The sequence below is a fragment of the Ruegeria sp. CH2 genome (genome assembly GCF_056537065.1).
This window is the reverse complement of sequence record NZ_JBQFQV010000024.1, coordinates 17,274-33,062: the sequence shown is the minus strand read 5'-3', so window position 1 is coordinate 33,062 and position 15,789 is coordinate 17,274. Positions and strand designations below refer to the sequence as shown.

At 60.0% G+C, this 15,789-nt stretch carries 14 protein-coding genes; 4 read left to right on the top strand and 10 right to left on the bottom strand.

All coding sequences use genetic code 11. The features are described from left to right. Positions 1 to 136: 136 nt before the first annotated feature. The 5 genes from ACR0M9_RS19955 to ACR0M9_RS19935 are packed head-to-tail and all read right to left on the bottom strand — an operon-like array spanning position 137 to position 7,078. Positions 137 to 2,767, bottom strand: coding sequence for a phosphoenolpyruvate carboxylase (locus ACR0M9_RS19955; protein WP_480774464.1), 2,631 nt, complete (start codon positions 2,765 to 2,767; stop codon positions 137 to 139). Continuing rightward, positions 2,767 to 3,738, bottom strand: a complete 972-nt coding sequence (locus ACR0M9_RS19950; RefSeq protein ID WP_480489218.1) for a 2-hydroxyacid dehydrogenase — start codon at positions 3,736 to 3,738, stop codon at positions 2,767 to 2,769. Before ACR0M9_RS19950 ends, ACR0M9_RS19955 begins: the two co-directional genes overlap by 1 nt. Further along, a complete protein-coding gene (gene sucD, locus ACR0M9_RS19945) occupies positions 3,738 to 4,625 on the bottom strand; it encodes a succinate--CoA ligase subunit alpha (protein ID WP_209508187.1) in 888 nt (295 codons plus the stop codon). The genes ACR0M9_RS19950 and sucD overlap by 1 nt, the downstream gene beginning before the upstream one ends. After that, on the bottom strand, positions 4,622 to 5,821 hold the full coding sequence (locus tag ACR0M9_RS19940) for a malate--CoA ligase subunit beta (RefSeq protein WP_480489220.1): 1,200 nt from the start codon (positions 5,819 to 5,821) through the stop codon (positions 4,622 to 4,624). The genes sucD and ACR0M9_RS19940 overlap by 4 nt, the downstream gene beginning before the upstream one ends. A gap of 15 nt (positions 5,822 to 5,836) precedes the next feature. After that, the gene (locus ACR0M9_RS19935; protein WP_480774463.1) at positions 5,837 to 7,078 is read right to left on the bottom strand and encodes a pyridoxal-phosphate-dependent aminotransferase family protein; all 1,242 of its coding nucleotides are present in this window, start codon (positions 7,076 to 7,078) and stop codon (positions 5,837 to 5,839) included. A gap of 220 nt (positions 7,079 to 7,298) precedes the next feature. Between ACR0M9_RS19935 and ACR0M9_RS19930 the strand changes: the two genes are divergently transcribed. Further along, positions 7,299 to 7,928 carry a response regulator transcription factor gene (locus ACR0M9_RS19930; RefSeq protein WP_267365646.1) on the top strand — a complete coding sequence of 210 codons (630 nt, stop codon included), beginning with the start codon at positions 7,299 to 7,301 and terminating at the stop codon, positions 7,926 to 7,928. A 71-nt stretch (positions 7,929 to 7,999) separates the two neighbouring features. Here the strand turns inward: ACR0M9_RS19930 and ACR0M9_RS19925 are convergent, their stop codons facing one another. Beyond that, positions 8,000 to 8,176 (bottom strand): hypothetical protein, encoded by a 177-nt coding sequence (locus ACR0M9_RS19925; RefSeq protein ID WP_480539983.1) that lies wholly within the window; start codon positions 8,174 to 8,176, stop codon positions 8,000 to 8,002. Between ACR0M9_RS19925 and ACR0M9_RS19920 the strand changes: the two genes are divergently transcribed. The 3 genes from ACR0M9_RS19920 (at position 8,175) to ACR0M9_RS19910 (ending at position 13,171) form a co-directional block, all read left to right on the top strand. Beyond that, positions 8,175 to 11,888, top strand: coding sequence for a hypothetical protein (locus tag ACR0M9_RS19920; protein WP_480774462.1), 3,714 nt, complete (start codon positions 8,175 to 8,177; stop codon positions 11,886 to 11,888). The genes ACR0M9_RS19925 and ACR0M9_RS19920 overlap by 2 nt on opposite strands. Then, on the top strand, positions 11,881 to 12,879 hold the full coding sequence (locus ACR0M9_RS19915; RefSeq protein ID WP_480774461.1) for a hypothetical protein: 999 nt from the start codon (positions 11,881 to 11,883) through the stop codon (positions 12,877 to 12,879). Before ACR0M9_RS19920 ends, ACR0M9_RS19915 begins: the two co-directional genes overlap by 8 nt. A gap of 76 nt (positions 12,880 to 12,955) precedes the next feature. Beyond that, complete coding sequence (locus ACR0M9_RS19910; RefSeq protein ID WP_480539989.1) at positions 12,956 to 13,171, top strand: hypothetical protein; 216 nt, start codon at positions 12,956 to 12,958, stop codon at positions 13,169 to 13,171. A 16-nt stretch (positions 13,172 to 13,187) separates the two neighbouring features. Here the strand turns inward: ACR0M9_RS19910 and ACR0M9_RS19905 are convergent, their stop codons facing one another. The 4 genes from ACR0M9_RS19905 to cbiM are packed head-to-tail and all read right to left on the bottom strand — an operon-like array spanning position 13,188 to position 15,785. After that, on the bottom strand, positions 13,188 to 13,838 hold the full coding sequence (locus ACR0M9_RS19905; protein ID WP_480774460.1) for an energy-coupling factor ABC transporter ATP-binding protein: 651 nt from the start codon (positions 13,836 to 13,838) through the stop codon (positions 13,188 to 13,190). Beyond that, on the bottom strand, positions 13,829 to 14,614 hold the full coding sequence (gene cbiQ, locus ACR0M9_RS19900; RefSeq protein WP_480774459.1) for a cobalt ECF transporter T component CbiQ: 786 nt from the start codon (positions 14,612 to 14,614) through the stop codon (positions 13,829 to 13,831). The genes ACR0M9_RS19905 and cbiQ overlap by 10 nt, the downstream gene beginning before the upstream one ends. Next, positions 14,614 to 15,177 carry a cobalt ABC transporter permease gene (locus ACR0M9_RS19895; RefSeq protein WP_480774458.1) on the bottom strand — a complete coding sequence of 188 codons (564 nt, stop codon included), beginning with the start codon at positions 15,175 to 15,177 and terminating at the stop codon, positions 14,614 to 14,616. Before ACR0M9_RS19895 ends, cbiQ begins: the two co-directional genes overlap by 1 nt. Next, positions 15,174 to 15,785 carry a cobalt transporter CbiM gene (gene cbiM, locus ACR0M9_RS19890; protein ID WP_480560724.1) on the bottom strand — a complete coding sequence of 204 codons (612 nt, stop codon included), beginning with the start codon at positions 15,783 to 15,785 and terminating at the stop codon, positions 15,174 to 15,176. Before cbiM ends, ACR0M9_RS19895 begins: the two co-directional genes overlap by 4 nt. Positions 15,786 to 15,789 lie beyond the last annotated feature (4 nt).

The following is a 15,789-nucleotide window of genomic DNA, read 5'->3' as shown; positions in this document are numbered from 1 at the left end:
CTCGATCTCGTCGCGCTGACGACCCAGCTCAGACCGGATCGAGCCAAAAAGCTCAGGATCGCGGTCCGACAAGGACTGGGTGAAAAATCCGTCTGTTCGATGCGGGGCGTTCACAGTTTTGGTCTCCTGAAAATGGTTAGCCGGTCCAGCCAAGGCCAGCGGAAATGGCATTCATGGATTGCAGCAGGGGCACGGGAACTGACCCTGCCTGCGGTTCGTTGCGGGCGTGTTGCAGCAGTTCGACCTGAAGAGCATGAATGCGGGCCAACTCGGCCTGTTTGCGGTCAAACCTCTCGCAAAGGCGGGGAAAGCGATGGCCGATGACCTGACCACCGGTCAGAAACCGGATCGCTTTGCAGGCACTATCGTATTCCGCCTTGATCACCTGCGATACACGTTGGCGGATCTCGATATCAGAGACCAATTCGCCATACTGCGCTGCGATTCCCATATCCGTCTGATAGAGCGATTTTTCCATCTCATCGACGGCGAGGCGGAACAGGCGGGAGTGTCGAAACATGTCGTGCAACACGTCATCACCGCGCTCGCCGCGAAACTTGCGAAAACTGGCCATGGCGGTGCCGAACCCGTACCAACCAGTAATCAGGTGACGGTTCTGCGACCACGCAAAGACCCATGGAATGGCCCGCAGGTCATCCAGGCTGGCCGCGCCGAACCGGCGGGTCGGACGGGACCCCATTTTCAGGCGGGCAAGTTCTTGGACAGGGCTCGCCTGCTGGAAATAGTCCAGAAAACCCGGCATCTGCAAAAGCGAGACATAGGCTGTCTGTGACAACTCTGACAAAGCATCCAATGCGTCATCGAATTCAGGCCGTGAAGGCGCCTCGTCAGGGGTCGCCGTATGGCGCATCGTGCTTGACAGCAACAACTCCAGATGCGCCGCAGCCGTGCCCCGGTTGGCATATTTGGCCGAAACCACCTCGCCCTGTTCGGTCACGCGCAGCCGCCCGGCAACTGTTCCACTGGGTTGCGCGGCGATGGCGCGCCCGGTCGGTGCACCGCCCCGGCTGACCGAGCCGCCGCGACCATGAAAAAACGTGGCCTTGAAACCTTGCGAAGCCAGCGCCGAGACGATCCGGCGTTGGGCGCGCTCCAACTCCCATGTTGAGCAGAAATAGCCCCCGTCCTTGCCGCTGTCCGAATATCCCAGCATCACCTCGATTACCCGACCGTCGGTTTTGAGGCTGCGACGGGCAAGCGGAACAGCCAGAACGTCCAGCAGGATCGATGGGGCATTTCGCAAATCGGCAATCGTCTCGAACAATGGGACTACCGAAAGATCCAGAGTTTCAGATCCAAACCCGGCATAGCGGGCCAACAGGTAGATGCCGAGAATGTCGTCGGCCGAACGGGTCATGGACAGGATGAAGGGCCCTATTGCCTTGGGGTCCGGTCCCGATCGCACACCATGGACCAGAGCCAGAAGAGCAAGCAGTTCCCGCGCCTGATCGCTTAACGCATCGCGGTCTTGATAAGGCAGGTTCTGATCGGCCAGTTCGGTTCGCAAGCGGGCAGACCATTCGGCTGTGCCGTAAACCGGCACCTTTCCGCTATGCGACCAGATTTCGGCCAGAACGTCGGTTGTGACGGTCGAATTCTGGCGGATGTCCAGCGTTGTGGTCCGGAACCCGAAAACCGAAGCGGCCCGGCGCAGCGGACGGATGTGCTGCCGCGCCAGAATATCCGCGTTGACCGCACATAAAGCGGTATCAAGCGTGTCGAGATCGCCCACGAATTGCGAGATGTGATCATAGCCGCTGTTTGTCAGCCGATACCGAATGGCATTGAGTGCTTGCCGGAACGGTTCATTCCGATTGCGTCCGGCGACCGGAGCCCGGTCGACTATCGCTTGTACTTGCGTCCTGACAGGTTCAGGTAAAGGCAATATCAGCGCGCTGATGCTCAACCTGCCCGCAGCACGTTCGAGTGCCTGGCGATAAAGCTCCAGAACTGTTTCGTGTCCGCGTTTCAGCGCCAATGCGGTCATCTCGGTCGTGACATTTGGGTTGCCATCCCGGTCGCCGCCGATCCAGCTGTGAAAGCGGATATCGGGTGTATCGCTCAGCGTACGGCCCAGCACTTGCAGGCAGGCCTGATCGAAGCGGCCCATAACCTGCGGGACGGCGTCAAAGATTGCATCGCGGAAGAACTGCAACCCCCATTCGATCTCGTCGTGCAGGCTTGGGCGCGACAGGCGGAGTTCGCCGGTCAGCCATAGGAGATCAATCTCTCCTTCCAGACCATTCAGCAATTCGGCGTGTTCTGTCGGGGTCCAGCGTTGCGTTTCAAGACTGACGAGGTTGCGGTAGATACGCCGGTGAATTTCCAGAACCGTAACCCGCTTGGCTTCGGTCGGATGCGCGGTCAGCGTGGGACCGGTACACAGGTTAGCGGTCAGCTTTTCAACCTGGTTATAGGTCAGGGACAAGTCCGTCAGGGCTTCGGCAAAACCGCCTTCTACCGCTTCTGCGCCGTTTTGGGTTTCGGTCAATCGACGGTCCCGAACCTCGGCGTTTTCATCGATGATGCACAACAATTGGAACCAGATCGAAAGGGCCTGCAAATACGGCGTTGCTTCGGGTCCCGTGGGAATGGCTTGCAGCGGCGTGGCCTCGGCCCATGCCGCCACATGTGGCGCCCGTTTCAGCAATATGTTCCGCCACAACGCCCGCAATTCCGAGCGCAACCCTTCGGCATAGCTCGAGGGGTTGGGAGTGGGCTGCATATTCGGGGCCAGCGCTTGCATCAGATCACGCGGTCCCGGGGTTCGCGGCCTTCAAAGAAATCATTCAGGTTATCGAGAACCCGAAACCCCATCGCCTCGCGCGCTTCACGGGTGGCGCTGCCCAGATGTGGCAGCATCACGAGGTTGTCGCATTGCAGCAGGTCCGGGCTGATACGGGGTTCACCATCGAACACGTCCAGCGCGGCCCCGCCGATCATCTCGAACATCAGGGCCTGTATCAGCGCCCATTCGTCGATCACCTCACCGCGCGCGGTGTTGATCAGAAAGGCGTCGGGCTTCATCAGGCCCAGTCTGCGCGCGTTGATCAGATGGCGGTTTTCAGCCCCGCCGGGGCAATGCAGCGAGACGAAGTCGCATTGCGGCAGCAAGTCGTCAATCGAGGCCACCTGCGTTGCATTGCACCTGGCCAGCACATCCGGCGCTATCTGACTGCGGTTGTAGACGAGGATGTCCATGCCAAAGCCATGATGCGCACGCCGGGCCATCTCTTGCCCGATGCGGCCATAGCCGATGATGCCCAGCGTTTTGCCGCTGACCTTGGTTCCAACCAGATGCGTGGGCCGCCATCCGGTCCAGTTGCCGGACCGAAGCTCGCGCTCACCCTCGCCCGCGCGCCGGGCCACCATCAGCAGCAGGGTCATGGCGATATCAGCGGTGCATTCGGACAAAACATCGGGCGTGTTGGTCACGGTCATGCCCAGCTCACGCGCCGACGGTTCGCAGATGTGGCTGTATCCGACACCGTAATTGGCCAGGATCTTGGTCTGCGCACCAGGGACGTCCATTGCCTCGGCGCTCAGTGTGTCCGTTACAGTTGGCAGCACCGCGTCATAAGTTTTCAAGGCTTGCCGGATTTCGGCCGGGGACATGGGTTTGTCCCCGGTGTTCAGAACGGCGTTATAGGTCTCGGCCAGCTGCGCCTCGACGGCGGCAGGCCAGCGACGGGTCACAAGAACCGAGGGTTTGACCATCACGCGGCCTCCATCACACGGGCAATTGTTTCACCGATCACCGCGGGGTTTTCGGCAACGGTCACCCCGGCGGCGGACAGGATCTCGACCTTTTCGCTGGCGCTTTCGCCAAAGGCCGAGATGATCGCACCCGCGTGGCCCATGGTGCGGCCTTTCGGGGCGGTCAGACCCGCGACATAAGCAATCACCGGTTTGGTGATGTGGTCGCGGATGTACTCGGCTGCTTCAGCTTCCTGCGGGCCGCCGATCTCGCCGATCATGGCGATGACATGGGTGTCCTCGTCCTCTTCGAACCGCTGTAGGATGTCCTTGAAGGATGACCCGTTGATCGGGTCGCCACCAATGCCGACACTGGTCGAGACACCGATGCCGCGTTCTTTCAGCTGCGCCGCAGCCTCGTAGCCCAGCGTGCCCGAGCGGCCGATGATGCCGACATGACCGGGCAGATAGATGTGGCCCGGCATGATGCCCAGCAGCGCCTTTCCGGGCGAGATCGTACCGGCACAGTTCGGCCCGGTCAGCACCATGCGTTTCTCTTTCGGGTAGCGGTACATGTACCGCTTCACCCGGATCATGTCCTGCGCCGGAATCCCGTCGGTGATACAGACGCAGTAGCGGATACCGGCATCTGCGGCTTCCATGATTGAATCCGCCGCAAATGGCGGGGGTACGAAAACAAGGCTGGCATCCGCGCCGGTCGCCTCGACAGCCTGTTTGACGGTGTCAAAGACCGGAACACCTTCGACGGTTTCGCCACCTTTTCCGGGTACGACACCGCCCACGACATTGGTGCCATAGTTCAACATGTCCTTGGTATGGAACCGGGCCATGCGGCCGGTGATGCCCTGCACGATGACGCGCGAGTCACGGTCGAGAAGAATGCTCATTTCACAGCCCTCATCTTGGTGCCTTGAGTAAGGTCGTTTTTCCATGCGCCAACAGCGCGTTCTGCCGCCTCCATCAGCGTTGAGGCGCGAATGATCGGCAGGCCGGACTTGGCCAGAATCTTCTGACCCTCTTCGACATTCGTTCCAGCCAGCCGCACAACGACGGGCAGGTCGATGTCAAGTTCCCGCAGGGCCTGAACAACGCCTTCGGCCACCCAGTCGCAGCGGTTGATACCGGCGAAGATGTTGACCAGAATGGCCTGAACATTGTCGTCCGACAGGACCAGACGAAACGCCTTGGCCACACGTTCGGGCGAGGCCCCGCCGCCGATGTCGAGGAAATTTGCAGGTTCGCCACCAGCCAGCTTGATCGTGTCCATCGTGGCCATCGCCAGACCAGCGCCGTTGACGATGCAGCCGATGTTTCCGTCCAGCCCGACATAGGACAATCCGCGGTCGGCCGCGCGGCTTTCGCGCGGGTCTTCCTGGCTTTTGTCACGCAGTTCAGAGATTTGCGGATGGCGGAACAGGGCGTTGTCGTCAAAGCTCATCTTGGCGTCAAGCGCCAGCACCCGGTCGTCACCCGTGATGACCAACGGGTTGATCTCGACCATTGTCGCGTCCAGCTCGCTAAAGGCGGCGTAGCAGCCTTGCAATGTACGCACCATTTGCTGGATCAGCCTGGGTTCAAGCCCCAGATTGAATGCGATCTCGCGCGCCTGAAATTCCTGAAGCCCAACCGCCGGTTCCACGATGGAGCGGACGATGCTTTCCGGGCGGTCAGCCGAGATATCCTCGATCTCCATCCCGCCCTCGGACGAGGCCACGATCATCACCCTTTGGCTGGACCGGTCGAGGACAAAACCCAGATAGATCTCGCGATCAATCGGCACGGCGGCTTCGACATAGACGCGATAGATGCCTTTGCCTTCGGGGCCGGTCTGATGCGTGACCAGCTTGCGGCCAAACAGGTCATCGCAGGCCTGATAGATTTCGTTTTCGGTGTTGCACAGCTTGACCCCTCCGGCCTTGCCGCGACCGCCTGCATGGACCTGCGCCTTGACGATCCATTTGTCACCGCCCAGCTCACGCGCCCGATAGGCCGCTTGTTCCGGACTGTAGGCCAGTGCGCCGGATGGTATGGCGACACCGAAATTCGAAAGAATTTCCTTTGCCTGGTATTCGTGAATATCCATCTGATCCGCTCCTGTTTATGCAGCGATTGAGGTGCCGTAACGGCTTTCCAGCAGGTCTTCGATTGCGTCTTGGTCGACCGTTCCGCCCAGCTCTCGGATGGCTTCGGCGAACAGGCGCACAATCCGGCTGACGGCGTCGCGGTTCAATTGGTTGAGGATGCCGATGCGCACCTGCACGGGTGCGCTGAGCGTCGGCCAGATGCCAAACCCGCGCGCGCGGCAGTTCTGGACCAGCTCCATCTCGCGGCCAGCCAGTTCCGGGGGCAGGTTCAGCACGATCAGGCTGGGCATGTCGGAGGTGACCTCGCAGCCCATTTCGGTGACGGCGTCCCGCAGAACCTTCTCGTGCGTCTTGTACGACGCGGACCGCTTGGCCAGACCTTCCTGAAGGGTCAGGCGCAGGGATTCATGGAAGGCCGCAACGGCGTAGCCCGAATGGGTGCGGTGATAGGTGCCCTTTTCAACATCCTGCCCATCGACAATGCCCCAATGGCGGGCCTCAAAGATGGGATTGTGCACATAGGTATAGGCACCGGTGGTTTTCAGTGAGGTGATATAGCCGTCGGTAAAGCTGACAGGGGCATAGGTCAGCGGCAAGCAGCACAGACCTTTCTGCGGGCAGGACGCCCATCCGGCGATACCCGGAAAATCGTCTATCGAGAAGTCATCGACGCCCAGAGACGACACCGCATCGATCAGACCCATCGCGCCATGACGTTCGCACGCGTCGGAAAATCCGCGCAGGTCATTGATGCGGCCCGATCCGGTTTCCCAATGCGCCATGAAAGCCCATTTCGGTTTGTGCTGCGCCAGCGTCGCTTCGACCAGATCACCGGTGACCGGCTGGCCGTGCGGAACCTCGATCACGGTGACGCTGGCGGCCTGAGGTGCCATCGGGTTGGCTGCATGTTCTTCGGGCGTCGCCGCCTTGATCCGCAGCGTCAGCGCGTCAATCCCCGAGAATGTCCCGTTGGCAAAAGCAACGACCTTATCGCTAGGCATGACAGCCGAAAACATGGTGTCCAGGGCGCTCCAACCGGTGCCGGCAACAGCAAAGGTATAGGCGTTGTGGGTACCCCAGATTTTCCGCAGCATGTGCTTGCATTCGACCATCCCCCTAAGGACGTCCCCCTGCATGTGATCGGCAACGCCTGCATCGGCAAAGGCCTTGAGGACGCGCGCATCCGTGTTGCCCGGCCCCGGCCCCGCAGCGAGGGTCTGAGGGATTTCGAGCGGAGGGAAAATCTGAAAAGTCATGGTCTGGCATCCTCGGCTGTTGGCCGGGCATAGCGGCCCGTTGTGGCAAGTTACCGAGCAGGAAACGCGAGCTTGCCTTATGACGCAACGTAACTTACTACTGCTTTTGGATGGCCAATGGGATGGGTCAGTACCTACCCGTTTTGGTAAAAATACGAAGGTATACAAAGAAATGCCCTATCCTTATGGGTAGGTTTTTCCGGAATCGGGGCAAAATCATATGGTTGAGACACCGAACAAACCCATCGACATCATGCTGGCGGACGGCAACCCGCTGGTTCTGTCGGCCATGTCCGAAATATTCGAGCGGGACCCCCGATTCTCGCTGATGGCCACGTCAGCAACGGCCGAAGGGTTTCTGGGAACGGTGATGCGGGTTCCCGTTCAGGTTGGTGTCGTCGACTGGACACTTCCGGTTTTGGGGGCCGCCAAACTGATTGAGGTTCTGCGCGATCAGCCCAACGCCCCGCGCTTTGTCGTTTATGGCGACACTGGCGGCGATGTCCCGCGATTGGCGATGCAGGCGGGTGCGGCTGGATTTGCCGCCCGCACGGGCGAGGTTGAGGGTCTGCTGGAAACCTGCGCCAAAGTTGCAGCGGGTAAGATGGTGTTCCCGTTCATCGATATCCGTAAAATGCAACAGGACCCGATCCAGAGCCTGTCGCGTAAGGAGCGCGCAATTCTGGAGGCGCTGGCGCAGGGAATGTCAAACCGGGATCTATCGAAGGAACTTCAGATCTCGACAAACACGGTCAAGTTTCACCTGTCCAACATCTACGAAAAGCTGAGTGTCAAAAACCGAACGCAGGCCATTGCGTATTTCTATTCGTCTCAGCAGTCACGAAACTAGACCAAAGGCGATTTGGATGCCGATGTTTCCGGGCAGGTTATTCGTCCAGCTCTGACCAATTCTGGATACCGTCAGCAGCAAGAGACACGGTGCTTGTCCTGAGCGCTTTGCCGCGCGTGGCGGTAGGCACAACCCTGCGTTGCTTCCGCGAATCCCCCAAACATGTTACCTTGGGTCACCTTTAATGATTTGACTTCTTTTTCTGACATCTCGTTTTTTTCAGCTCTTTCTCGAGAGGTGACGTTCATGTCCGACTCCAGCAGTGAGCCCCCGCGCATAACGCTGTCCATACCAAATCTTCGGCCAAACCCATCGATATCAGCGGAAATTTCCGGCACTGTCGCGGCTGGTGCGCACAGCGTTGAGGATCAGAAGCGGGTTGAGGCGGAAAAGCTCAAGGCATTGCGCCGCGGTGTTGGAGTTGAGCTTTCTGCGGAAGTGATCAACGATCTGGTTGACAGGCGTGTTCAGTCGACAGGCGCAGTTTTTCGCCAGCTTGCAACCATTCGCGAAGATCTGGCCGGAGGCTTTCTGGGGGCGGTCGTTCCCACCCTCGCTCCGAAACTGCGGGGGGAACTGATCAACCCTGACGGGACCCCTACCGAACGTGTGATCGTCGAGGTCCTGCGCCCCACCTTTACCGCCAATGAAGGGATCGACAACGCGGATTTCTCGTGGGCTGTCAAAGCCGCCGTCACGGACGCGCGCGGGCTCTTCTCGCTTGATCTGCCCAATCTTCGCCTGCCACAGAACGGCCTGCGGTTGCGGATCAGGGGTCAAAACACCACCCTGACAGAAGCCGTGCCGCGCGTTGACGCGCTGGACGGCGAAATGGGCCTTGTGGTGCTGGATCGCACGCTCCTCCCTTTGCAGCGTTCGATCGTCGGCGAGCTGGCCGATATCTTGCCGGTGGATCCCGAGGATGCTGAAGAAAACATATCCGATTTCACCGGTACGCAGGCCCCTATCGTGCTGGGCGAGGGCGATTGCGCGTCGGAGTACCGAACCGAAGGCGGCACGGTTTCACGGCGGCGCTATTCGGTTCTTTACCGGCTGATTGATCCGCTCGTCGGGCCCAAGAATATCGTTCGAACACGCCCCATAGGCGGTGGCCGTTTTGTGACGACTATTCCGGGTACAACCTTTGCTCAGGCCAATCTGTCCGCCGAAACGCTTCTGGCCGCGTTCAACAATGACGGGGGTGATTGGGATTTTCGGGACCGGATTCCGATTGATGAACCTATTGATATTGAAGACTTCTTTGAAGATCTTGAAGAGCGGCCTCAGGATGTGCCCAAAGCGTCGAGCCTTGCGCTTGGGTATATTGCCAAGATGCGGTCGACGGCTGTCCACGCTGGCATGTCTTTGGGTCGGCTGGTCTATTCCCTGCCGCTTGCCCCGGGAGAAGAGCAGCGGATTGTCGTGTCGGAACAGCGCGAAACACTGAGCGTACGTGAACGAGAGAGCCTGACATTTGAAGAGCAACAGGAATTCGAGGAAGCCCGCGACACGTCCTTTGACAGTACGTTTGAAAGCGCGCTGGATGAGGTAATTCAGGGCACGTCTTCGTTTTCGACCCGCGCTTTTTCAAAGAGCTTCGGAGGCGCAGGTGGCGTTGGTGGCGGCCTGTTCGGAGGCATCGGGGCCATCGTCGGCGGCGTGGGCTTCAGCGGCGCACGGTCCAGTTCGAATTCTTCCGGCAATTCGTCCAACACGCAGAACACATCGCGCGATTTTCTGTCCGACACCCATGAGACATTCTCTGCCGCGCTTGAACGGGCGGCTTCGGTCAAGCGCAATTCTGCACGGACCAGTGTGCGCACTGCAACTGCGACGGATCGGCGGACGGCAACAACGAAATTCGTGGCCAACCGCAATCATTGCCACGCAATGACCATGCAATGGTTCGAAGTCCTGCGGGACTTTTCCCTGGAAACGCGTATCGAGGGCGTGCAGCTGGTGGTCTTTGTGCCCATGCAACTCATCCGCTTCCGCCGTCTGGGGCAAGGCGATCAGTTGCCGGGCAATGTCACCCGGTCCGGATTGCTGAGCCGGTACAAGGTCATCCTGCGCCATGCCGAAGTGTTCCGGCGCGTGTTCCGAAACCGCCGCAGATTCCGCAGCGCACTGAAGCTGCTGGAAGAGTTTTATGCGGACAAGGATGCAACACCGCAGAACGCGCCCGGCGTCGCACAGGACATCGTCAGTTTCGAGGCGCAGGGCACGTTCATGCCCAATGATGACATTTCTGTCGTGATCTTCACGCAGGATGGCGACCGGGTCGGACCTGTGCCGCTGACCGGATCGCCGATCGACATCGACAACCTGCATGACCTGCCAGCGGAAACACGCGAGAACCTGCTTGTCCGGCTGGCTGATGCCCGGCGTGATCCGACCAAGCGCCGGACCTATACCGGCTCTGTGGCTTTGCCCCGTTCGGTCGAGCGGTCGGATATCGCCCGTGTCGAGCTGCGCAGGCGGACGGGTTCGTTTGCCTACTCGTTCTACACCGGTCCTGATCCCATCAACATTTTCAACATCTGGGAGCATCTGGCCAATCTGGAAGATGCCGACGATCTGGATCGGGCCACCCGCAATATCAACCGCAGCCTTCGCACCACGATCTCGGGCTCGGACTTTGACGATCTGGTGGGTCCGCCCATGGTCAGCGAGTTTGAGGCGCGTATGAACGAAAACGCCCAGACCGTTGTTGATGACAATACGTTCCAGGCGCTGCCTGCCACCCTGCCCTATTCGGTGCAGGAAGTGCCGGACGTTCTGTCACGCCGGGATCTGCGCCGCATCGAAGAAATGTACCAGCATATTGTGGCCAACACCGTTCGCTATTCCCGCGTGATTTGGGCCAGCATGACGGACGAAGAACGTGCGATTCTGCTGGAGCGTTTCACCATAGGGGTACCGGAAGGCGGGCTGGACGATGCCTCAAGCGAGATATCGCTGCTCAGCACCGTCCAGAACAAGGTGTTGGGGTTCTATGGCAATGCCATGATCATGCCCTTCTCGATCCCGCCCGATTTGGCCGACCGGATGGAGATGCGGACCGGTGACATTCAGGACAGTCTTCTGGCCTTCCATCGCGAAGACTTCCGACCACCGCGCCGCACGATCTCGCTGCCGACCAGGGGCCTGTTGGGCGAGGCTGTACTGGGCCGCTGCAATTCCTGCGAGATGATCGACCATCGCCGCTTCTGGAACTGGCAGGACAGCCCGACACCGCCACCGGTTGGCGACGCGCCGGTCCTGCCTGCTGACAGTGACGCCATCTTTGGTACACGTGCGCCGTCAGACCTGCCGAACAACCAGCCTTCGAACACGCTGACCATTGCAGGGGGCGACATTGGCACCGGCCAGGCTGTGCCCACGTCGCAACTGGCCGAAATCCTCAAGGCTGCGCCTGATCTTGCAAGGGCGGGAACTGATCTGACGGGCCTGAAGGAGTTGCAGGCGCAACTGGCGCTTGAAACGCAATCGGTCGCCGCCGGTCGGGACAAGGCCATCGACACGGCGACGGATCTGACCAAGGAGCTGGTTGGAAAGGCCACGGAACTTGCGGGTAAAGGTCAGGAAATCGCTGCCGCCCGCAAAGAGGAAGAAGCCAAGAAGGCCGCCGCTGACAAGAAGGCATTCGACGCCAGCAATGCCGCCAAGATCAAGGGGTTTGAGGATATTGCCAAGAACGCTTCGGGTGTTTCCGCGCTGATCGGTGGGCAACCGGATGGCAACCGGGCCGGTTTCGTTCAAAACCTGTTCAAGGATTTCCCCGGCGGGGCTGCTGCTTTGGCCAACCCATCCAACACGCTGCTTCTGGCCAAGCTTTTCGGGGCCTTCACCAAGGCGAACGCGGATGCCGATGACGGCAGCGCGACCAAGGCCGGCAGCCAGTCGGTGCTGGATTTCCTCAATGGCCTGAACGCCCCTGCGGAGGACGACAATGAGTGACACGAGCACAAATGTGACGGACAAACCGGGAATTGATGAAAGCCTTGCCGAGGCGATCATCAACATTCTTGAAACGACCAACTCTCCGGCGATCCAGCGTGCCCGTGAGGTGATTGCCCATAGGCTTGCCATTGCGGGCGATATTGCCCCATCGCGCATCCCTGCGCCGCGCAACATCACCGAGATCGGCGGCTATATCAATCTGCTGAGCGAGTATGGTGAGGCCGAACAGCGCGCACGCATGATCGCGGCCGCTTTGGGTATCGCGGGACCGCAGATTTCGCTGCCGCAGCCGGGTGCCATTCCGCCGATGTCTTTCATCACCCGCGACGGGGCAAGGCCCGTAGGTCCGCAACAAGCCAGTTTCCCGCTGAGCTTCACGATCCGCAGTGATTTCGTTCCGGCCTTCGACAATGCGTTGCAGGAAATCGCGATACGTGGCGGTGCGGTGCCGATCCTGACACCTGTCAGGGTCCTGCCGGCCGCCGGATCAGGCCCGGTGACCGACGGTATTGCACAGCTGGCTTTGATCGGTCGGACCCTCAGCCTGGCACCAACTGCGGCGCTGCATGCCGTGGCCACCGACCCCCTGTCGCTCAGCCGTCCGACTGCGGGTGGCGGGTTCGAGGTTCTGGCACGGGTCATCGACGCCGCCGCCCCGATTGCCGGGACCATCGCGGCGGCAGACTGGACAAGCTGGGAATGCGATGCTGCTGCCTGTTCCGAGGTTGACAGCAACGATGCGCGCTTTGCCCTTTCACCGATCCTGAATGCGGCCGGTTGGCACCAGGCGGCTGATCCCGGCAATCCCAACAGCCTGTCCGATCCCGGCAGCTGGGCCGCGTGGCAGAACATCACCGGGCTTGTACCCGGCGTCACACGGTTCGCGGATGAGCTGCAATTGCTGTACCCTGCCGAGATGCTCATCACCTCGCCGGTTTTTAACCAACTGGACAATGTCTGGACGGGAAGCGCATTCGCCGCGCCATAGGACCCCCTCTGCGACCGCAACAATGTGATTTGGCGGCACTTGGCTTTTGGGGTTACGCTTGAACAGGAGGGCCGCCATGCAAAACCCGGAACGTTTCGAAAAATTCTTCTTTGCCAAAGTTGGCATGGGCGAAGCCTGCGGTTGCGCCGAGCGCATCATCGACGTTTTCGAATTCAACCGAAAAGGTGGTGCGCAGTCGAAACACCCGGTGAAACAGGACCGGCGCGGACGCCTGTCGTTTCGGGCATGGGCGGTCAGATATGGGCTTATAAGCCGAAAGCGGCACAGCTGAACACGGATTGGTCCTGTCAGACAGCCACCAGTTTTCCGTCTCGCAAATCGAGCGCATCCGGTGCCAGTTCGGCGCGGAAGGCCGGGGAATGGCTGACAAGAAGGATCGCTTGCGGCAATGCCCGGAGGATTTCCAGCAGCCGGGCCTCGTTCCGTGGGTCCAGCGCGTTGGTAGGCTCATCAAGCAGCAGAACCTCGGGCTCCATCGCCAGAACGGTCGCCAGCGTAACCAGCCGTTTTTCACCCCCTGACAACTTGTGGGTGATGCGGTTCTTCAGATGCATCAGGTCCAGATCACCCAACACGCTTTCAACGATGGCAAGTGCTTCGTCGCGTGTTCTGCCCAGGTTGAGCGGGCCAAAGGCGATATCCTCGGCGACGGTCGGGCAGAACAACTGATCATCCGCATCCTGAAACACAAGTCCCACCCGGCGGCGCACGTCGTGAAAATCGGCCTCTTGCACCCTTTGCTGACCAAAGATCGTGACCGTGCCGGACCGTGGGCGCTGCAAGCCAAGCGTGATACGCAGCAAGGTCGATTTTCCCGCCCCGTTCGGGCCCGTCAGCGACAGGCGTTGACCGGCGGACAGGCTGAGGCTGGCACCATCCAGAACGGGTGGCTGACCGGGGTAGGCAAAGCAGATATCTTCAAGCGCAATCAGTGCCATGCAAAATCCAGTATGATCAGACCCGCGCAAAGAGCACCAAGACCTGCGGCAAAAACAATGTCCCTTCGGGTCAGGGCAAAATCCTGAAGAAGCAGCATACGGCCTGAAAACCCCCGGCATTTCATCGCATCAAGTATGCGTTCGGATCTTTCGATCGCGCGCACCAGCATCATGCCAACGAGATAGCCAAAGCTGCGATAGGTGTGCCAGTTTGTTGCCGGGCGAAAGCCGCGCACTTTCATAGCCGCGCGCAGGCGCAGGTATTCTTCCCGCAGAACCTCGATATAGCGGATGGTGAACATCAGAAGGTGAACCAGCTTTTCGGGGCAGCGTAGGCGGTGCAAGGCGTGGCCAAGCGTAACCGGCTCCATCGTGCCGACCAGCACCATAAGGGACAGGATGACCGCGTTGGCCGTCAAGGCGATCTCGACCGCTTTCCAGAAACCCTGCCAGCTTGCAGGAAACCCCCAGAGCGTAAACATCGGGTCGCCGGGCATGGAGAATGGCAACAACACCAGCATGAACAGGATGAACCCGTCCATCATGGCCATGCGTTTCAATGTCTTCCGCCAGGGCAGACGCGACGCGGCAAGAAGCGAAAGGGACACCGCCAGAGCCGCGCACAGCGCTGTCAGCGAGGACACCGCCACTGTCACCACCGCGAAGACAACCGCCATAACGATCCGCATCCTAGGATCAAGCGGGTTGATCGCGCCGCGCCGCTGCGCGCCCGCTTTGACCAGCGTGTTTTCCTGTTGCCCCAGAACGTGCGCCATCAAGCCGCCAGCTTGCGGCGTGCCGCAAAGTAAAAGCCCAGACCAAACAGACCGACGATATATCCGATCCCACCCAGAACAGTTTGCAGGTCATTTTGTTCGCGGTATGCCGCTATTTCCCGACGCAGCGGGCGCAGCTCATCCCGAACGGCCCTGGCAATGACCTGTTGTTGTTCTGTGCTGAACACCGCCACTGTCTGGGCAGGTGCGTTTGTTGGCGGGGTGTCGGGTTCCGCTTCAACGCCCATGATCCGGGCGACATCCGCAGCGGGCATGGTGACCTCGGCCACATGTCCGGCACCAAGGTTTGCAAAGAATGTATGGGCCACCGGCGCGTTTGGCGTGTAGATAAAAAACCCGTCTGCATCTGTTACGATACGGCCCAGCTCGGCTCCGTCCGGGCCGTTGACGATGACCTCGGTATCGCTTGCCATGTCGCCGTTGGAAAAGCCGATTTCGCCTTCGATGGCGTCACCGGATTTAAACACTCCGGCTATGACCTTATGCGCCAAGGCAGGTAGGGGTGCGCAGCACAGCGCCAGAATGATTGCCAGATACCTCATGCGACCGCTCGTTTGACAAACAGCTCGGGCTTGACCTTGCGCGCCAGCAAAACCGCGAACCCAGTCAGGATCGCCTCGATCGCCATGACAGGAATATGTGCAAAGAAAACAAGCTTGGCCGCTGGCAGGAATGCATCCCCGGACAGGGCCAGTGAAAACGCAACCATGCCGGTTGTGGCGGCGATGGCAAAGGCACCGCCGACCCCGCCCCATATCGCACCTTGCAGAGGTGAGCCATGGGCGATCAGGCGGCCAAAGATCAGCCCGGCCAAAACCGCGGGCAACGCGATGTTCAGGGTGTTGATCCCCAATACCGTCAACCCGCCAAAGCCAAAGAAGACGGCCTGCAGCAAAAGCCCGACGAACAAGGCCGGGAATGCGGCCCAGCCCAACAAAAGCCCGGCCATACCGTTGAGGATCAGATGCACTGACGAAGGGCCAATCGGCACATGGATCAGCGATGCCACGAAAAAGCTGGCAGACAGCACCCCCGCAGTGGGGATGCGATCAAGATCCAGCGACCTGAGGCCCATGGCAATCCCACCCGCCGCAGCGACGGCTCCGCCGATCACGACCGGGTTGGACAAGGCTCCGTCAACGATGTGCATCTAC

Coding starts and splice junctions, on each gene's coding strand:
- ACR0M9_RS19905 (WP_480774460.1), bottom strand. CDS start 13,838: ATGGCACTGATTGCGCTTGAAGATATCTGCTTTGCCTACCCCGGTCAG.
- ACR0M9_RS19920 (WP_480774462.1), top strand. CDS start 8,175: ATGTCCGACTCCAGCAGTGAGCCCCCGCGCATAACGCTGTCCATACCA.
- ACR0M9_RS19925 (WP_480539983.1), bottom strand. CDS start 8,176: ATGAACGTCACCTCTCGAGAAAGAGCTGAAAAAAACGAGATGTCAGAA.
- ACR0M9_RS19895 (WP_480774458.1), bottom strand. CDS start 15,177: ATGAGGTATCTGGCAATCATTCTGGCGCTGTGCTGCGCACCCCTACCT.
- ACR0M9_RS19940 (WP_480489220.1), bottom strand. CDS start 5,821: ATGGATATTCACGAATACCAGGCAAAGGAAATTCTTTCGAATTTCGGT.
- ACR0M9_RS19910 (WP_480539989.1), top strand. CDS start 12,956: ATGCAAAACCCGGAACGTTTCGAAAAATTCTTCTTTGCCAAAGTTGGC.
- cbiQ (WP_480774459.1), bottom strand. CDS start 14,614: ATGGCGCACGTTCTGGGGCAACAGGAAAACACGCTGGTCAAAGCGGGC.
- ACR0M9_RS19915 (WP_480774461.1), top strand. CDS start 11,881: ATGAGTGACACGAGCACAAATGTGACGGACAAACCGGGAATTGATGAA.
- cbiM (WP_480560724.1), bottom strand. CDS start 15,785: ATGCACATCGTTGACGGAGCCTTGTCCAACCCGGTCGTGATCGGCGGA.
- sucD (WP_209508187.1), bottom strand. CDS start 4,625: ATGAGCATTCTTCTCGACCGTGACTCGCGCGTCATCGTGCAGGGCATC.
- ACR0M9_RS19955 (WP_480774464.1), bottom strand. CDS start 2,767: ATGCAAGCGCTGGCCCCGAATATGCAGCCCACTCCCAACCCCTCGAGC.
- ACR0M9_RS19930 (WP_267365646.1), top strand. CDS start 7,299: ATGGTTGAGACACCGAACAAACCCATCGACATCATGCTGGCGGACGGC.
- ACR0M9_RS19935 (WP_480774463.1), bottom strand. CDS start 7,078: ATGACTTTTCAGATTTTCCCTCCGCTCGAAATCCCTCAGACCCTCGCT.
- ACR0M9_RS19950 (WP_480489218.1), bottom strand. CDS start 3,738: ATGGTCAAACCCTCGGTTCTTGTGACCCGTCGCTGGCCTGCCGCCGTC.